This window comes from Streptomyces sp. NPDC003300 (assembly GCF_040610915.1).
Taxonomy (GTDB): Bacteria; Actinomycetota; Actinomycetes; order Streptomycetales; family Streptomycetaceae; genus Actinacidiphila.
In genome coordinates this window covers 1-18,374 of sequence record NZ_JBEXNE010000024.1, presented here as the reverse complement: position 1 = coordinate 18,374, position 18,374 = coordinate 1, and the positions used below count along the sequence as shown (strand labels likewise).

The 18,374-nt window shown below is 73.4% G+C and carries 9 protein-coding genes; 6 read left to right on the top strand and 3 right to left on the bottom strand.

Annotated elements, in window-relative coordinates; all coding sequences use genetic code 11:
• Positions 1 to 60 precede the first annotated feature (60 nt).
• From tmk to ABZX65_RS28620, 3 genes are all read left to right on the top strand, one after another.
• Entirely contained in the window at positions 61 to 3,354 is a 3,294-nt protein-coding gene (gene tmk / locus ABZX65_RS28630) for a dTMP kinase (protein ID WP_355346109.1), read from the top strand.
• Between the two features lie 1,101 nt (positions 3,355 to 4,455).
• A complete protein-coding gene (locus tag ABZX65_RS28625) occupies positions 4,456 to 7,710 on the top strand; it encodes a BTAD domain-containing putative transcriptional regulator (RefSeq protein ID WP_355346106.1) in 3,255 nt (1,084 codons plus the stop codon).
• A gap of 122 nt (positions 7,711 to 7,832) precedes the next feature.
• A complete protein-coding gene (locus ABZX65_RS28620) occupies positions 7,833 to 8,582 on the top strand; it encodes a DsbA family oxidoreductase (RefSeq protein ID WP_355346103.1) in 750 nt (249 codons plus the stop codon).
• Positions 8,583 to 8,737: 155 nt separating this feature from the next.
• Here the strand turns inward: ABZX65_RS28620 and ABZX65_RS28615 are convergent, their stop codons facing one another.
• A complete protein-coding gene (locus ABZX65_RS28615) occupies positions 8,738 to 10,879 on the bottom strand; it encodes a sigma-70 family RNA polymerase sigma factor (RefSeq protein ID WP_355346100.1) in 2,142 nt (713 codons plus the stop codon).
• A gap of 292 nt (positions 10,880 to 11,171) precedes the next feature.
• Positions 11,172 to 12,110 carry a helix-turn-helix domain-containing protein gene (locus ABZX65_RS28610; protein WP_355346097.1) on the bottom strand — a complete coding sequence of 313 codons (939 nt, stop codon included), beginning with the start codon at positions 12,108 to 12,110 and terminating at the stop codon, positions 11,172 to 11,174.
• A gap of 309 nt (positions 12,111 to 12,419) precedes the next feature.
• On the opposite strand from ABZX65_RS28610, the gene ABZX65_RS28605 reads away from it, so the two are divergent.
• Together ABZX65_RS28605 and ABZX65_RS28600 are read left to right on the top strand one after the other, a co-directional pair.
• Positions 12,420 to 13,787, top strand: a complete 1,368-nt coding sequence (locus tag ABZX65_RS28605) for an NAD(P)/FAD-dependent oxidoreductase (protein ID WP_355346094.1) — start codon at positions 12,420 to 12,422, stop codon at positions 13,785 to 13,787.
• A 113-nt stretch (positions 13,788 to 13,900) separates the two neighbouring features.
• A complete protein-coding gene (locus ABZX65_RS28600; RefSeq protein ID WP_355346091.1) occupies positions 13,901 to 15,652 on the top strand; it encodes a SpoIIE family protein phosphatase in 1,752 nt (583 codons plus the stop codon).
• 168 nt (positions 15,653 to 15,820) lie between these two features.
• On the opposite strand, the gene ABZX65_RS28595 is transcribed toward ABZX65_RS28600, so the two are convergent.
• Entirely contained in the window at positions 15,821 to 17,272 is a 1,452-nt protein-coding gene (locus ABZX65_RS28595) for an MFS transporter (RefSeq protein ID WP_355346319.1), read from the bottom strand.
• 116 nt (positions 17,273 to 17,388) lie between these two features.
• On the opposite strand from ABZX65_RS28595, the gene ABZX65_RS28590 reads away from it, so the two are divergent.
• On the top strand, positions 17,389 to 17,949 hold the full coding sequence (locus ABZX65_RS28590; protein WP_355346088.1) for a MarR family transcriptional regulator: 561 nt from the start codon (positions 17,389 to 17,391) through the stop codon (positions 17,947 to 17,949).
• Positions 17,950 to 18,374: the final 425 nt, after the last annotated feature.

Genomic DNA, 18,374 nt, shown 5'->3' with positions numbered 1-18,374 from the left:
GTCCGCCCGGGAGTGGGACCGGCTCCGTGTAGGGCGTCGTAAGGCGGATAGGCTGTTGGGATGACGCCATCCGAGCAGCCCAAGCCGCCCGCCGCAGACGTCACGGCCGCAGATGTCAGGGCCGAGGACGTCGAGGGGGACGTGACCGACGCGTTCGCCACCGACCTCGCCGCTGACAGCCGTGAGCGAGCGGTCGGTGCGCTGCTGAAAATCCCGGCGCTGCGCAAATTGTGGAGCGCGCAGCTCACCGGGGCGGTGGCGGACCGACTGGGTCTGCTCGTCCTGCTGTGGCTCGCCGTGCAGGCGGCGGTGGCCGACCACGCGTACGGCGGCGGCTACCGGGGTATCGCCTTCGCCACCGCGGCCGTCTTCGGGGCGCGCCTGGTCTCGACGCTGCTGTTCGGCGCCGTCCTGCTCGGCCCGCTGTCGGCGCTGACGTCCGAGAGCGGCCGGCTGGACCGCCGGTGGACGATGATCGGCGCGGACGCCGTACGACTCGGGCTGTTCATCGTCGCGCCGCTGTGGATCACCTGGTCGCAGCACACCGCGCTGACCTGGCTGCTGGTGACCGCCTTCGTCACCGGGGTGGCCGAGCGGCTGTGGGCCGTCGCCAAGGACGGCGCCGCCCCGCTGCTCCTGCCGCCGCCCGGCGACACCTCCGTGCGGCCCGCGCCCGACCACCTGGCGACGCTGCACCGGCTGGACCTGCGGACGAGCTTCGTCGCACTGCCGCTGGCAGCGGCCGGTCTCGTCGTCGTCACGCTGGTGAACACGCTGATCGCGGTCGGCGTCACCTGGTTCGACCAGCACCAGGTGGCGCTCGCCTCGTACGTGGCGGCCGGGCTCTTCTCGTCCTCCATGTCGGTGCTCTACCTCCTCGAACTGCCCTCGGGCACGGTGGCGCGTCCGCGCTCCCCGCTCGAAGGGCTGCGGCTGCCCAAGGGCCCCGCGGGCGCCGAGCGCGGCAGGACCGGCGTACTGCCGCTGCTGGTGCTGGCGACCGCCGCGGTCGTCGGCGCGATCGGCGCGGCCGTGGCCGTGGCCGTCCTGCACGCGCTCGCCCTCGGCTTCGGCCCGACCGGCTTCGGCCTGCTCGTCCTGGCCCTCACCGCCGGTACGGTCATCGGCATCCGCCTCGCCCCCCGTACGCTCCCGGCGCTGTCCAGGCGCCGGCTGCTCGCGCTGTCCATCGGCGTCACCGGGCTCGGCCTGCTCCTCACCGGCATCGTCGCCGACCAGACCACCGTCCTGCTGCTCGCGCTGCTGGCCGGCGCCGCGGCGGGCGTCACCGCCAACACCGGGCACATCCTGATCGAGCAGGAAGCCGAGGCGGGACGGCGCGGCCGTACCACCGAGCACCTGCACGCCGTCTCGCGCGCCGTTCTCGCCCTCGCCGTGATCGTCGCGCCGCTGGTCGCCGCCGCGATCGGCCCGCACCGCATCCAGAAGGGTCACTTCACCTTCGACCACGGCGGTGCCGCGTACACGCTGATGCTGATCGGCGCCCTGCTGCTGCCGGTCGCCGCGCTCGTCCTCGGCAAGACCGACGACCGCAGCGGCGTACCGCTCCGGCGTGACCTGCGCGAGGCCCTGACCGGTGCGGAACCGGCCGTCGCCCCCGCCGCCACCGGATTCTTCATCGCCATAGAGGGCGGCGACGGCGCGGGCAAGTCCACCCAGGTCGAAGCCCTCGCCGACTGGATCCGCGCCAAGGGCCACGAGGTCGTCGTCACCCGCGAGCCCGGCGCCACCGCCATCGGCAAGCGCCTGCGCTCCATCCTCCTCGACGTCTCCTCCGGCGGGATCTCGCACCGCGCCGAGGCGCTGCTCTACGCCGCCGACCGCGCCGAGCACATCGACTCCGTCGTCCGCCCCGCCCTCGAACGCGGCGCCGTCGTCATCTCCGACCGCTACATCGACTCCTCCGTCGCCTACCAGGGCGCCGGACGCGACCTCGCCCCCACCGAGATCGCCCGCATCTCCCGCTGGGCCACCGACGGACTCGTCCCGCACCTCACCGTGCTCCTCGACGTCAGCCCCGATGCCGCCCGCGAACGCTTCACCGAAGCGCCCGACCGCCTCGAATCCGAACCCGCCGCCTTCCACCAGCGCGTCCGCGCGGGCTTCCTCACCCTCGCCGCCGCCGACCCCGGCCGCTACCTCGTCGTCGACGGCGCCCAGGACCCCGCCGCCGTCACCACCGTCGTACGCCACCGCCTCGACCAGCTCCTCCCGCTCTCCGCCCAGGAGATCGAGGCCCGCGCCGAGGCCGAGCGCCAGGCCGCCGCCGAGGCCGCGCGCCTCGCCGCCGAAGAGGCCGCCCGCAAGGCCGAGGAAGAGCGCCAGGAGCGCGAGCGCCAGGCCCAGCTCGAACGGCTCCGCCGCGAGGAAGAGGAGCGCCGCCTCGCCGCCGAGGAGGCCACCCGCCGCGAGATCGCCGAGCGCGCCGCCGCCCGTGAGGCCGAGGCCGAACGCCTCCGCGCCGAAGAGGCCGCGCGCATCGCCGCCGAGGAGACGGCTCGCCGCGAGGCCGAGGAGGCCGCCCGCGCGGCCGAGCAGGAACGGCTCCGCCGCCTCGCCGAGGAGCAGGCACGCCTGCGCTCCGAGGCCGACGCGCGCCGCCTCGAAAAGCAGCGCAAGGCGGAGGAGGCCCTTCTCCGCGCCGAGGAGGCCCGCACCGCCGCGGCTGCGGCTGCCGCCGCCGCGAGTGCCGGTTCGGCCGGCTCCTCCGGCTCCTCCGACTCCGAGAAGACCACCGAGCTGCCGCAGACTTCGGACTCGGCCGAAACCACGACGGTCAATGTCGTGCCTCCGCCGCCTTCCTCGGCTCCCGCCGAGGACGAGACGGCGGTTCTCCCGGCCGTTCCGGCCGTTCCGGCCGAGCCGGACGTGCCCGCTGGTCCGGGTGCCGATGAGACGGCGGTTCTCCCGGTCGTTCCGGCCGAGCCGGAGGATGCTCCCGCGGAGGGCGCCTCGTCGGCTGACGGCACCACTTCTGACGAGTCGGCTTCGGATGAGGACGGTTCTCGCTCTCGCGGAGACAGCCCTCGTGAGGACAGCCCTCGTGAGGACAGTTCCGAGACCACGACGGTGCTCCCGCCGGTCGTACCCCCGGTCGGGTCCCCGGCCTCGGACGACCCGACCGACCGGGTCCCGCCGTGGCTCTTCCGCCCCGAGGATCAGCCGGGCAACGAGCGCACCCGCGAATTCCCCACCGCAGAGACGCCCTCGGCCGCTCCGCGCCGTCCTCGCCCCAACTGGGCCGAGGAGACCCCCCTCGACGACCTGCCTACTCTCGCCGACGAACTCCTCGGCCCTCACGACGACGACCGTCGGCCGCCGGGGCGTTCTTGACCTTTGTCTTTCCCGCCCGCCCACCCGTGCGGGTGTTTTGTCGTCTGCGGGTGCCGCTTGTGCCTGGTCGGTGCCGGTCCGGGGTACCTCCTCGAAATCCGTATCACCTGGCCTTTGCGCATTCGGTACCCGGCCGTCAACGTATTTCTGCGGGGGCACCCCGGCCCGTCCCCTCCCGGTACGTCGGCGTCCGGCGGTCCGGTGGGGGTTGCCGGGCAAGGGGGTCTTTCCGGCGTGCCGCCCTGCGCCGGTGCCCCCTCCGAGCGGATCGGAGAGCTCGGGCCCTTCCCCAACCGCCCAACCGCCCAACCGCCCAACAGACCCCTCCGGTCACGCCCCCTCCGACTCCCCGCCACCCCCCCAGCACCCGCCAGCCCGTCGGCCCGCGCAAATCCCGGCCCAACGTCAGGCGCGGCGGGTCCCAGCCCCCGCACCCCTTCCGCCCACCCAGGTGACGCAGGTCTCGCACCCCACCCACGCCCTTCCGCCGACCCGGGCGGCCGTCCGGGTGGCGCAGCTCCCGCATCTCACGCACCCGTTCCGCCTGCCCCGCCCGCCCCGCCTGGACGTCTATTGGCGCAGGGACCTGGCCCCCCAGCCTCCTCGCCCGCCCCGCCTGGCCGTCATGTGAGGCGAGGCTCGCACCCCACCCACCCCTTCCGCCTGCCCCGGCTGGACGTTGGGGGGCGCAGGTCCCGGTCCTCACCCCCCTCCGTTCACCCCGGGGCGGACCGTCGGCCGTACAGGTCCCGCACCCCACCCACGCCCTTTCGCCCACCCCGCTGGGAGGTCGGGGGGCGCAGGGGCCTGGCCCCCGCCCACCCCCCTCCCGGCCACCCCCACCGGACCGTCGGACGCCGACGTACCGGGAGGGGACGGGCCGGGGTGCCCCCGCAGAAATGCGGTGACAAGAAGGGCACTGGATACCCACGACCAGGTAGCCGCATTTCGAGGAGGTGCCCCGGACCGGCACCGACCAGGCACAAGCGGCACCCGCAGACGAAGAAAGCACCCGCACGGGTGGGCGGGCGGGCAGAACCCCCACCCCCACCCAAGGACGAAGGTTCGCTCTTTTGGGGCGCCGTCCGCGAAGATGACCCCGTGCGGTATCGGATTCTTGGGGTCACGGAGGCCCGCCCCTCCGACGACGGGCCCGAAATCGGCCTGGGCGGCAGCCGCCTGCGAGCCGTCCTCGCGGTGCTGGCCCTCAACGTGGGCCGCCCCGTACCCCCCGAAGCCCTCATCGAACAGGTCTGGGCGGCCGACCCCCCGGCGGACGCCGCCGGCGCCCTGCAAGCCCTGATGTCGCGGCTGCGACGAGCCCTGGGCCGGGACGCCGTCGTCTCGGAACCCGGCGGCTACCGCCTGGCCACCCCCCGCGACTCGGTGGACCTGTACGAGTTCGAACGCCTCGCCCGCGAGGGCGATACGGCTCTGGCGGCCGGAGACGCCGCCACGGCGGCCGACACCCTGACCCGCGCCCTCACCCTGTGGCGCGGCCCGGCCCTGGCCGACCTCCCGGACCGCACGTCCGCCGCGGCCCGCCCCGAAGCTCTGAAGCTGGCCGCCCTGCGGAACAGGGTGGAAGCCGACCTCCGCCTCGGCAGGGCGGCGGACACCCTCCCTGGCCTGCGCGCGGCCGTGGCAGAGCACCCGCTGGACGAGTCGTTCAGGGCCCAGTTGATGCGGGCGTTGCACGCCGAGGGCAGGACGGCCGACGCCCTGGCGGCGTACGAGGAGACCAGGACCGTACTCGCGGAAGCGCTCGGCACCGATCCGGGCCCGGAACTGCGGTCGCTGCACGGCGAGTTGCTGCGGCGCAGGCCGCCGCCCCCCGCGCAGGGCAACATCCGCGCCCGCCTCACCAGCTTCGTCGGCCGCGAGGCCGAACTCGACGACATCAGAAGCGACTTGGCCGCGGCCCGGCTGGTGACGCTGACCGGCCCCGGCGGGTCGGGCAAGACGCGCCTGGCGCAGGAGGCGGGCGACGCGGCGGCGCGCCGCCACCCTGACGGCGTGTGGCTGGTCGAACTCGCCCCGCTGGACGACCCCTCGGCGGTCCCGCACGCCGTGCTGAGCGCCCTCGGTCGCCGCGACACGCTGCTGCTCGGCGGCGCGGGCCGCGACCAGTTCCTGTCCGAGGCGTCGCACGGCGAGGACCCGCTGGCCCGGCTGCTCGAACACTGCGCGCAGCGCCGCCTGTTGCTGGTGCTCGACAACTGCGAGCACCTGATCGGCGCCGCCGCCTCCCTCGCCGCCGAACTGCTGGCGGCCTGCCCCGGCGTGGCCGTACTGGCCACGAGCCGCGAGCCGTTGGGCGTACCGGGCGAGGTCGTACGCCCGGTGGAGCCGCTGCCGCCCGCGACCGCGTACCGGCTGTTCGCCGACCGCGCGGCGACCGTACGCGCGGACGCCCGCCTCACCACGGCGGAGAACGACGCTGCCGTACGCGAGATCTGCCGCCGTCTCGACGGCCTGCCGCTGGCCATCGAGCTGGCCGCGGCCCGGCTGCGGGCCCTGTCGCCGCGGCAGATCGCGGACCGGCTGGACGACCGGTTCCGGCTGCTGACCAGCGGCAGCCGTACGGTGCTGCCGCGCCAGCAGACGCTGCGGGCGGTGGTCGACTGGAGCTGGGAGCTGCTGACCGAGCGGGAGCGTACGACGCTGCGCGGGCTGAGCGTCTTCTCCGGCGGCTGCACGCTGTCGGCCGCCGAGGCGGTGTGCGGTCCCGACGCGCTGGAGACGGTGGCCCAACTGGTGGACAAATCCCTGGTGGTGGCGGTCCACGCGCCCACTCCCGGCCAGGACGTCCGCTACCGCCTGCTGGAGACGATCCACGAGTACGCCGGCGAGCGCGCCGCCGAGCGGCCCGAGGAACTGGCCGCGGCCGAGCGGCGGCACACCGCGTACTTCCGCGAACTGGCCCGCACGGCCGACTCCGAACTGCGCGGCGCCGACCAACTCCACTGGCTGGAAGTGCTGGAGACGGAGCTGGACAACGTCCGCGCCGCGCTGAACCGCCTGGTCGAGCCGCCCTCAGGCGGGAAAGAGGACACCGGGAGCCAGGACGCGGAGCTGGACGCGATCACGATCGCGCTGTCCATGGGCTGGTTCTGGTGGCTGCGCAATTACCGCGACGAAGCGGACGCCTGGTTGGAAAGGGTGACGGAGCTGGGCGGCGACCCCCCGCCCGACCCGGCGGACCGGATGTTCTGGCCACGCCTGGACCTGCGGATGCTGCACTTCTTCGTGAAGAGCGACCACGCCTCGGAGGCGCAGTGGTCCTCGGCCGACTCGCGGGCGATGGCCGCGCTGCTGGCGGCGGCGTACAGCCAGGGCGGCCCGCCCGCGGCGCGCTTCCCCGGCATGCTGTGGCCGTTCACCACGTATCTGCTCGGCAGGGACGAGGAGATCGGCCGGCACGCCGACACCGTCGTCGCCAACTGCCGTGAGTACGGCGGCGAGTGGGAGATCGCGGTGGCGCTGATGCTCCGTACGCACATCGCCGTGGACACCCCGGGCGGGCTCGCGCGGATCGACGCCGACTGGGCGGAGCTCCAGGAGCGCAGGGAACGGCTCGGCGACCGCTGGATCCGCGCCCAAGTGCACGGCGCGAGCGCCGAGATCGAGGTCGTCCGCGGGCAGTACGCGGCGGCGCACGCCGACTTCGAGGCCGCGCACCGGCTCGGCCGGGAGCTGGGCGCGGACGGCGAAGGGGCCTTCCTGCTGGCCCGGATGGGGGAGTTGGCGCACCGCCGCGGGGACGACGAGGAGGCGCGCAAGCTGGTCGAGCAGGCCGGGGAGGAAGCCGAGCTGTACAGCGTGTGGGACGCCCGCACGTACATCCGCTACCTCAAGGCGCTGCTGCTCCTGCGCCGGGGCGAGCCGCGGCAGGCCAGGGAGCTGTGCGAGACGGCGGTCGGGCACCTGGCGGACGGTACGCCGCCGCCGACGTTCAAGGTGCTGCTCGCGAGCCTGGGCGCGCGGATCACGGCGGCCGAGGGCGACCCGGTGGCGGCGCTGCTCGGTCTCGCCGAGTCGGCGAGCCTGGCGCTGGCGGAGGGCTGCACGGAGCCGGTGGTGGGCGCGCAGCTCGACTCGGCGGCCGAGGTGCTGGTCGAGCTGGGCGACCTGCGGTCGGCGGCCCGGATGTCGGCGGCGTCCTCGGCCGTACGCGGGCCGCTGCCGCGTACGGTGCCCGAGCTGGTCACCGCCGACGCCGTGGAGGAGCGGGCCAGGGCGGGCCTCGGCGACGGCGAATGGGCGGCGGCCTGCGCGGAGGGCGCGGTGCTGGACGCTTCAGAGGCGGTGGCGGCGCTGCTGGAGACGGCGCACGCGATGGCGGCGGGCTCGTAGGCGGAGCGGGGGCGTACGGCCGTACGGGAATAGGTCCCGCGCGCGTCCTCGTTGACGAGGGAAGCCTTGATTGAGCATTCAAGGAATAGCCAGCGCCCGCCTACGCCCGGAAGTGAAAAGCCTTGAAAGTTGAGATCTACTCCGATATCGCCTGCCCCTGGTGCTACCTCGGAAAATCCCGCTTCGAGCGCGCCCTCGCCGCTTTCCCGCAGGGCGATTCGGTCGAGGTGGTCTACCGGCCGTTCCAGCTCGACCCGACCGCGCCCGAGAGCCCGCAGCCGCACCGTGAGGTGCTGGCGAGGAAATTCGGGCCGCAGGCCGTGGCCATGGACGACCGGCTCGCCGCGATGGGCGCGGCCGAAGGGCTGACCTTCGACTTCGACACGGTCGTGGAGAACAACTCGCTGCTCGCCCACCGCCTGCTGCGCTTCGCCCTGGACACGTACGGCCCCGAGACCCAGAACCGGCTCAAGGGCCGCCTGATGACGGGGCACTTCGGCGAGGGCCTGGACATCGGCGACCGTACGGCCCTGACGGACGCGGCCGTCGCGGCCGGCCTCGACCGGGACGCGGTCGCCGCCTTCCTCGCCGGTGACGACCTGCGCGACGAGGTCGTCGCGGAGATCGACCAGGCCCGGCAGATCGGCATCACGGCCGTGCCGACCTTCGTCTTCGAGGGCAAGTGGGCGGTGCAGGGCGGCCAGGAGACGTCCGTCTTCCTCCAGGCGCTCGAACAGGTCGCCAAGGACTCGGCCGCCGAGGCCGCTGCCCTCGCCGGTACGGAGGACGCGGCCGCGGACGCCGCCTGCGCCGACGGCGTGTGCGCGGTCCCGCCGGCCACCACCGCGGACGCACCGGCCGCGAACAGCTAATCGGTTCATAACCGCAGAGCGCTCATCGCCGAGAGCGCTCGTGACCGCAGAGCACTCATCGCCGAGAGCGCTCCTGGTCGCAGACCCCATGGCCCGGGCGCTCTCTGTACGAAAACGCCCGGAGCCCACGGACCGGCCGCCCACGGACCGGCCGCCTATGAGCAGCTGATCACCGAATCCGCCCAGTCGGCCAGATTCGCCAGCCCCAGACCGGGCCCGCCGCCGTGCCGCCCCTCGGGATCGACCACCAGCCGGATCGTCTTGTACCCGGTGATCCCGACGTGCACGGGCACGGCCGCGTCGCCGCCGCGTACGACACCCGACTGCCACAGCCGGGTGTCGTCGCCGTACACCGAGAAGCTGGCCGCGCCGAAGCGCCCGGTCAGGCCGTCGATCCCGGCGCGCGCGTCATAGGTGACGCATGCCTGGTTCAGGTCGATGGTCAGCGACGACGGCGCGTGGACGGTGATGCCGTGCTCGTACTGCGTACCGCCGATCGTCAGGCCCCAGCGGTTCCACCACCAGCTCGTGGCCGACGGCCGGATCGTCGGCCCGGAGGTGTCGCCGAAACCGCTGATGCCCAGCGAATTGACCTTGTACGCGGTCGGCGCGGGCGGCGGAGGGGTCGGTGTCGGCGTCGGTGTCGGGGTCGGCGTGGGGGTCGTCGGGGCCGGCTCGGGCGGCGGAGGGACCACCGGCTTCGGCTTCGGCGCGGGCTTGGGACTCGGCTTCGCCGGGGTCGGCTTCGGCTTCGGCGGCGGAGTCGTCTTCTCGACCGGCTGGACGGGCGGCGGAGGGACGACCGGCTTCGGCTTCGGCGCGGGTTTCGGCGCGGGCGGCGGGGGAGTGGTCACCACCGCGACCGGCGGCGGCTTGGGCTGGGCCTTCGGCGGCGCCTTCTCGTGGCCCCCGGTGAGGGCCAGCGCGAACGCCGCCGCCGCGGCGGCGACCACCACGGCCGCGGCGATACCGACCTTGGCGGGCGCGCCGAGCCCTTCGGACGCGGCGCCTCCCGCGGCCGCGCCTCCCGCGCTCGACGTCGTACCCGACCCGGCAGCGGCGGCGGCCACGCCTCCGGCCCCCGCCGCGCCGACCGCTCCGCCGACCGCGACGATCCCGGCGGCCTTGGCGGCGTAGACGGCGGCGAACCAGCCGATGTACGCGACCGGCAGCAGCCCCTTGAGCGCCGAGTTGAGGTCGGCCAGCTCCAGCGAGGCGGCCGTGCACCGCTCGCACTCCTTCAGGTGCCTGCTCAACTCGCGGTCCGCGCGCATCCGCAGGCCCCCGCGCGCGTGCGCGCCGAGCCGGTCGGCGTACCGCGCGCACTCGCCCTCGGCGGTCAGCGTGGAGCTGACGTGCGCCTGGAGATACGCCTGGCGCAGGCCCTCGCGGGCCCGGTGGGCCAGGACGGCCGTGGCGTTGGGCGTGAGGCCGAGCAGCGGCGCGATGGCGGACGGCGACTCGTCCTCGACTGCGGTGTGCCACAGCACGGTCTGCCAGCGCTCGGGGAGCGTACGGAACGCCTGGATGGCCAGCGTCTGCTCGGCCTCCTGCATGGCCCGTACGTCCGCGCCGAGTTCGTTGGTGTCCTCGGTGGCCGTCGAGCCCGCCGCGGAGACGGCGAAGACGGCGAAGTCCTCGACCAGGTGCTCGCGCTTGGCGGTGTTGCCCCAGGACGCGGCGACCCGGCGCACCGTGGTGAGCAGATACGCGCGGACCGCCGACTCGGGGCCGCTGCCGCCGCGGATCGCCTGGAGCGTACGAGCGAAGACCTCGCCGGTCAGATCCTCCGCGGTGTGCGCGTCCCGGCAGCAGGTGCGTGCGTAGCGGCGAACCGATTCGGCATGCCGCCGGTACAGCTCCTCGTACGCGCTGTCCTGCCCGCCGCGTACCCGTGCCACCAACTCGGCGTCGGACAGCGCGGACTCGAGGGCGTCGGCCTCGGCGGAGGCGGTGTGCGCGGGATGGCCCTGGACGGAGAGCAGGTCGTCGTCGGCCGGCGCCTCGGTGGCCGGTGCCTCGGTGGCCGGTGTCCCGGCGGACGGCGGCGCGGCGGGGGCGGGTACGCGGCCGGGCTCCGGGTCGGCGGTACGGCCCGGCTCGCGGTCCGTGCCCCAGTCGGTCTCACGCGCGCCGTCGCCGGTCCCCTCGCGGGTTTCCTCGCGGACGTCGTCGCGTGCGGCCGGGTCGCGCTGCCCCGGCACTTCGCGCTGCCCCGGCACCCTGCGCGAGGGCAGCCCGTCGCCGGTCTCCGGGCCCGCGGCGGGAGCGCCGGACTCGCCGTTTGCCTCTTCCACGGGGCAAGCGTGGCACAGGAGGGCGGGCCGGGGTCACGGGATACCGGGGAACCACTCATCCGTGGAGAGATCGTTCACGATTCCTCTACGTTCACCCGATCGGTGGAGCGCGTGACGCCGACCCGAGTGGCGCCGGGTCGCGCGACGTCCCGCCGCGTGACTCCGAGCGCCCGGTGCCGAGCCGTTTATATCGAGCCGGGTCCTTGAGCCGAGCCGTGTTGCTCGGCTGATCCGAGTCGCTGAGCCCGGCGCTGTCGTAGCGCCCCGGCCCCGCGGGGTGAGCCGCGCCGCGTTACGCCGGCTCCTGACCGTCCGTCACGCCTTCGCCCCGCGCCGCCGCGCCCCCTGACGGGGTGTCGGCCGCCCGCTCGCCGGGCCGCGAGCGCAGCCCGTCCAGCAGGATGTCCAACAGCCGCGCCGAGGCCGCCGCCTGCTGCTCGGGGTCGGGCAGCGAAGGCGCCGAGGTGGCGATGACCAGCAGGACGTCGGCCACCGACACGTCGAGGCGCAACTCGCCCGCCTCGCGCGCCCGGTCCACGAGCCGTCCGACGACGTCGAGCAGTGCCCGTATGCCGTCCTGGTCGCTGCTCCGGTCGGCGCCGCCGTCGCTTCCGCCGATGTCGTCACGGCCCGCGTGGTCCGCGACCTCACCGGCCGTGCCCGTGACCGTGCCCGTGACCGTGCCCGCAACCGGACCCGTGCCCGCTGACGTCGTCGCCGCGACGCTCCCGGCCGCCGTCGCGAACGGATTGCGCTGCTGCGGCACCCGGTTCGGCTCGACGCCCAGCGGCGGCGTACCGCCGTGCTCCGTACCGGCGCCCGTCGACGGGCTCTGCACCCGCAGCACCTGCGGCGGCAGCAGCCGCCCGGCGCCCGAGGCGACCGAGGTGCGCAGGAAGCGCGCCAGCGCCGACCACGCCTCGTTCTCCTGGCCGAGCGCCGTACGCGCCTGCTCGGTCAGCCGCGCCGTCTCCTCCTCGGCGATCCGCCTGACCAGCACGTCCTTGCTCGGGAAACGGCGGTAGACCGTACCCACGCCGACCCGCGCGCGGCGGGCGACGTCCTCCATCGGAGCCCCGTACCCCGACTCGCCGAAGACTTCACGCGCGGCCCGCAGTACGTGTTCCAGATTGCGCTGCGCGTCGACGCGCAGCGGTGCCGGACGGTTTCCGCCGACGGCGCCGTCCGAACCGGCCGCGGCCGTCGTCCACTGAGAGTCCTGAATGTGCATATACGTATCCCCCGGAAAATTCGCGTCTCCCCCCGGAGACTCCCCGCTCATGGGCGATCATCAGTACGCGTCCCCCGCAGTACTACGAGATACGAACATAGTTGAGCCCACGTCAAGAAAGAAGGGGGTTGTGATCCGACCGGCGCGCGCCCCCGATCGGAGCAACGGGCACCGTGCACTTCCGCGCGGCCTTTGCCCGGTGATGGGTGCACCGCTGACCTGCTGCGTCGCCGAACCCGTCGAAGAAACCGGGGAATCATCACGTCCGCGCTGTGGACAAACGGCTATGGTCCATTGCGTCATGGAGCAATGACGGAGTCGGCAGCGAGGAACAGAGCAGGCATCCCGCGCATTCTCGTGGTGGGCGGTGGCTATGTCGGGATGTACACCGCACTGCGGTTGCAGCGGAAGCTCAAGCGCGACGAGGCCGAAGTCGTCGTCGTCGAACCGCAGCCGTACATGACCTACCAGCCCTTCCTGCCCGAGGCCGCCGCCGGATCCATCTCCCCTCGCCATGTCGTCGTACCGCTGCGGCGGGTGCTCGGCAAGTGCCGGATCGTGGTGGGCGAGGCGCGCGGCATCGATCACGCCAAGCGCGTCGCGAGCATCGCCACCCCGGTCACCGACGAGGAGGGCGGCGACCTGCTGGAGCTGGCGTACGACCAGCTCGTGATCGCGCCGGGCTCGGTCTCCCGCACCCTCCCGGTCCCCGGACTCGCCGAGCACGGCATCGGTTTCAAGACCGTCGAGGAGGCGATCGGGCTGCGCAACCACGTGCTGGAACAGCTCGACATCGCCTCCTCCACCCGTGACGTCGACGTCCGCGAGGCCGCGCTGACCTTCGTCTTCGTCGGCGGCGGATACGCGGGCGTCGAAGCGCTCGGCGAGCTGGAGAACATGGCGCGTTACGCCGTGCGGTACTACCACAACATCCGCCCCGAGGACATGAGATGGGTCCTGGTCGAGGCGACCGGCCGGATCCTGCCCGAGGTCGGCGAGGAGATGGGCAAGTACGCGATCCGCGAGCTGCGCGGGCGCAACGTCGACATCCGGCTGGAGACGCGGCTGGAGTCGTGCGAGAACCGGATCGCCGTACTGTCCGACGGCGAACGGCTGCCCACCAGGACGGTGGTCTGGACGGCGGGCGTCAAACCGCACCCGGTGCTGGCCGCGACGGACCTGCCGCTCACCGACCGCGGACGGCTGCGCGCCGAGGCCACCTTGCGGATCGCCGGTTCGGAGACGGCGTGGGCGGCGGGCGACGCGGCGGCCGTGCCCGACCTGACGGCGCGGGAGCCCGGCACCGACTGCGCCCCCAACGCCCAGCACGCCCTGCGGCAGGCCCGCGTCCTGGCCGACAACGTCCTGGCGACCCTGCGCGGCCGGCCGCTGACCGAATACCGCCACAAGTACGCGGGCTCGGTCGCCTCGCTCGGGCTGCACGAGGGTGTCGCCTTCATCTACGGGCGCAAACTCAAGGGTTACCCGGCCTGGTTCATGCACCGCGCCTACCACCTCAGCCGCGTCCCCACCTTCAACCGCAAGGCCCGTGTCCTGGCGGAATGGCTGCTCGCGGGGCTCTTCAAGCGCGAGATCGTCTCGCTCGGCTCACTGGAACACCCGCGCGCCGAATTCGAACTGGCCGCCGGATCGCACCGCGATCCCGACGCCCCCTGACCCGCCCCGGACGCCGCGCGATTCCCCCCGGGGGCGCCAGTCGGCCACACTGGTGGTGTGACCACGCGTGCGCCAGCACCTGCAAAGAGTGACAAATACGAGGAATCGGACGTTTGAACCTTACGCGTTGGAGCGCCCGGCTCCCCGGAACACAGCGACGCAGTGCCGTACCCGCGGCGCGCGCCAAAGTCGGCGACCCCGTGCGCGCCGACGCGGCCGACCCCGCGACGGCACCGCAGGACGCGGGCAGCGGCATCGCCCCTGACGCCGACCCCGAAGGCACCCGCCAGACCCCCGGCTCACCGGCCGGCCGGGCCACGGGTCCCGTCCCCGCCGCCGGCGCCGTCACCGACGAACCGTCAGTCACCGGCGTCCTCAGCCGCCTTCCGGCCCTCATCGCCGTCACACACGGCCCCGCCCACCGCGTGGACTTCGTCAACGACGCCTACACGGAGGTCTTCGGCGCCCGCACCACCGGCGCCCCGGCCCGCGACGCGCTGCCCGAACTCGACGAGCTCGGCCTGCTCCCGCTCATGGACCAGGTCCACCGCAGCGGCAAACCGCGCACCGTCAAGGCCCGCAAGGTGGTCGGCGGCGACGACCGCTCACCCGCCAAGCCCGGCTACTTCACCTTCACCTGCACCCCCGTCAGGGCCGGCGACCCCGACCCCGAGCGCCGCGGCGTCCTGGTCTTCGCCGCCGACGTCACCGACCAGGTGCACTCCGCCGAGCGCCTGCGCGAGAGCGAACGCCGCCTCCACGAGACCGCCGTCACCCTCCAGCGCAGTCTCCTCCCGCAGGAGCTCGAACAGCCCGACGACCTCCGCGTCGCCGCCACCTACCAGCCCGGCGGCACCGACGCGGCCGTCGGCGGCGACTGGTACGACGTGATCACCCTCGGCGCGGGCCGCACCGCCCTGGTCATCGGCGACGTGATGGGCCGGGGCGTCCGTGCCGCGGCCGTCATGGGCCAGCTCCGTACCGCCGTACGCGCCTACGCCCGGCTCGACCTGCCGCCGCACGAGGTCATCCAGCTCCTGGACGGCCTCGCCTCGGAGATCGACGCCACCCAGATCGCCACCTGCGTCTACGCCGTGCACGACCCCAGCGAGGGCCGCCTGTCGTACGCCACCGCGGGACACCTGCCGATCCTGATCCGCGACCCGGACGGCACCGTCCGCCGCGCCGACGAACCCACCGGACCGCCGCTCGGCACCGGCGGCTGGATCCACACCTCGGGCTCGGTCGCCCTCGGCCCCGGCTGCACCGCCGTCCTGTACACCGACGGCCTGATCGAGCGGCGTGGCGAGGACATCGATGTCGGTGTGGACGCCCTGATGTCGGCCCTGTCCGGCGCCACCGGCGCGCCCCAGGTGATCTGCGACCGCCTGATGCGCGCCCTCGGCGTCACCTCGGAACACGACGACGACGTGGCCGTCCTCGTCCTCCAGTACCCGGACCACACCGGCAGCGAGGCCGAGCTCTTCCGCAACGCCTCGCTCGAACTCCTCGGCGGCGTCGAGGCCGCACCCCGCGCCCGCGCCTTCGCCTCCGGAGTGCTCGCCTCCTGGCGCTTCCCCGTCGAACTGCGCGACCTCGGCGTCCTCGCGGCCAGCGAACTCGTCGCCAACTCCCTCAAGCACGGCACCCCGCCCATGCGGCTGCGGCTGCGCCGCACCGACCGGCGGCTGATCATCGAGGTCACCGACGGCGACGACCACCTGCCGCGCCGCCGCCGCGCGGAACCCGGCGACGAGGCCGGGCGCGGCATCTCGATCATCGCCACCGTCGCCTCGTCCTGGGGCTCCCGCCGCACGCCGGGCGGCGGCAAGGCCGTCTGGTGCGAATTCGCCCTGCCGGGCTGAGGGTGCCCGCGGGGTGAGGCGGGCGGGGTGACGGTGTCGCCGCCGCTGGGCCGGGTCCGGGGCCGTTGGGGGTCCGGGTCCGTTCGGGTCCGAGTCCGCTCGGGTCGTGGGCCGACCGCCTGGCCGAGGGCCGGGAAGGCCCTCGGGCCGGAGGGGCGGGGGCGGCGACTACCGGGAGACGGTCGCGGCCGGTTCCGGTCGCGCTTCGGCCGTGGCGCCGACGGGCGCGGCCGGTATTCGGGCCGCCGGGTCGGCGTCCGCGGTCACCCGCGAGTCCAGGTCCAGGTCCTTGGCTTGAGCCGAGTCCACGACCACGTCCACGGTCGTGTCCGTGTCCGTCCCGGCAGGGAGCCGCGGCGCGGAACGGGCGACCACGCGGGCCGCCGCCAGATGCGGACTGTCCTGCAAGAGCGTGAGGTGCCGCCCCATCCGCAGCGCGGTCACCGAGATCGCCAGCGAGCAGAACACCAGCATCACGATGTACACCCCGTACGCGCCCGCACCCGCCATCAGGCCGCCGACGGCGGGACCGAGGGCGAGGGCCAACTGCTTGACCAGCGCGAACGCCGAGTTGTACTGACCGACCATCCGCGCGGGCGCCAGATCGGCGACCAGCGGAGCCACGGTCGGCGCCAGCATCGCCTCGCCGAGCCCGAACAGCGCGTACGTCGAGATGATCGCCGCGACCGCCATCGCGTGACTGCCGTGCACCAGCCCGGACGCCCCGGCCACCAGCCAGGCGACCGTCCAGACCAGACCGACCGCCGCGATGACCCGGCTGCGCCTGCGCTGCTCGACCAGCCGCAGCACCACGAACTGCGCCAGCACGATCACGGCGGTGTTGGCCGCGAGCGCCACGCCCAGCGTGGTCGGCGAAATCCGGGTGACCTCGACGGCGAACGCCGAGAGCCCCGACTCGAACTGCCCGTAGCAGGCGAAGAACATCACGAAGCCCAGCACGGACACCATGACCATCGCCCGGTCCCCGAGCAGCAGCCGCCAGCCGCCCGAGGCGGCGCCGTCGGACCGCACCGCCCCGTCGACCTGCGGCGCGTGCGGCATGCGCACGGTCGCTATCACCGCGCCGAGCACCAGGAACATCGCCGCCTCGATGGCGAAGAGACGGATGAACGACGCCGGATGCGCGGTGTCGACCAGCAGACCGCCGAGCAGACCGCCGAGGCCGAGCCCCAGGTTGTTGAGGAAGAACTGCGTGGCGAAGGCGCGCGACCGCGTCGCGGTCGTCGAGCACCACACGATCATCGTCGCCAGCGCGGGCTGCACCACCGCTATACCGGCCCCGAGCGCACCGGCCGCCGCGATGACCACCGGTTCACTGCCGGACAGCCCGAGCCCCAGTGACCCGGCGGCGGCCAGCACCGTACCGACCACCGCGACCGGCACCGGCCCGCGCTGATCGATGACCCGACCGGTGAAGGGCAGCACGAAGAGCGCCGCCACGGCGAACGTCGCGAGCACCACACCTGCGGTACCCGCGCCCAGCCCCCGCACCTGCGAGACGTAAATAAAGGTGAACGGGACCGTGAAGCCGTTCCCGAACGCGCTCAGCGCTGTCCCCACCTGGATCCGGCGCAGCGCCGCGCCCATCGCCGTTGTCACACTCACCCCACTTGACCATTGAGTCTTCGCCTTGAAGACTTCAGCACTAAAGTTCGAAGCTAAAGAGTACATCGCGAAGGGCTTTAGCGCAAAGGGTTCCGTGCCATACTCGAAGGATGACCGCAGCCGCAGGTTCACCGGGGGCGCCGCAGGAGCTGGACCTCGACGCCCAGATCGCCGCCTACCAGCGCGAATTCCCTGAGGTCGACCCCCAGGTGGAGAAGGTCGTCACCGCCCTGGGCCGCCTCAACCGCCGGATGAACGTGGCGTACGGCCGCCAGCTCGTCGACCTCGGCATCAGCAGCGCCGAGTGGGAAGTCCTCAAAGCACTCGTCGTCGTCGGCAAGCCCTACCGTCTCGGCCCCGGCGACCTCGCCAAGCGCCTCGGCCTCACCCCGGCCGCCATGACCCACCGGATCGACCGCATGGTCGCCGAGGGCTTGGTCACCCGCGAGCGCGACGAGGCCAACCGCGTCCGCGTCATCGTCGAGCTGACCGACGAGGGCCGTGACAAGTGGCTCCAGACCATGCGCCTGGCCGCCGTCTTCGAGGACGAGCTCCTCCAGGACCTCACGACGGTGGAACGCGCCGCCCTCGGCGAGATCCTCACCCGCCTTCTGCGCCGCGTCGAGTACAGCCAGCCGGACGCCGGCGGCCGGCTCGAAGACCTGGACTGACCCGTGTGATCGGGACCACCTTGCCCCGAGTTGACATGGGTGGTCCTCGTCCGTAGTGTTCTCCGAGTTGTCCGACGTGAGCGCCGACTCCGGTCGGTCCCCGGACAGCCATTTCGCAGGAACCTTTCGACCATGACCGACAGCCTTGTGTTGTCGCGTTGTTGTCGTGCGTTTGTGTGTTTCCGCGGAATGCAGGCGGTGTTTCGTTCGACCGGGCCGATTTGGCCGGGCGGTACGGGATCAGCTAATGTCTCACTCGTCGGAACGGCCAAACAGCCGGAAAGACAAGCCCCGCTGACTGGGGGTCAGGCACTGGAAAGCGTCTGATAGAGTCGGAGACACGACGAAGGGAAAGCCCGGAGGGCCGGTGAAACGGTCTGAAGGAAGCTTCCGTTCCTTGAGAACTCAACAGCGTGCCAAAAGTC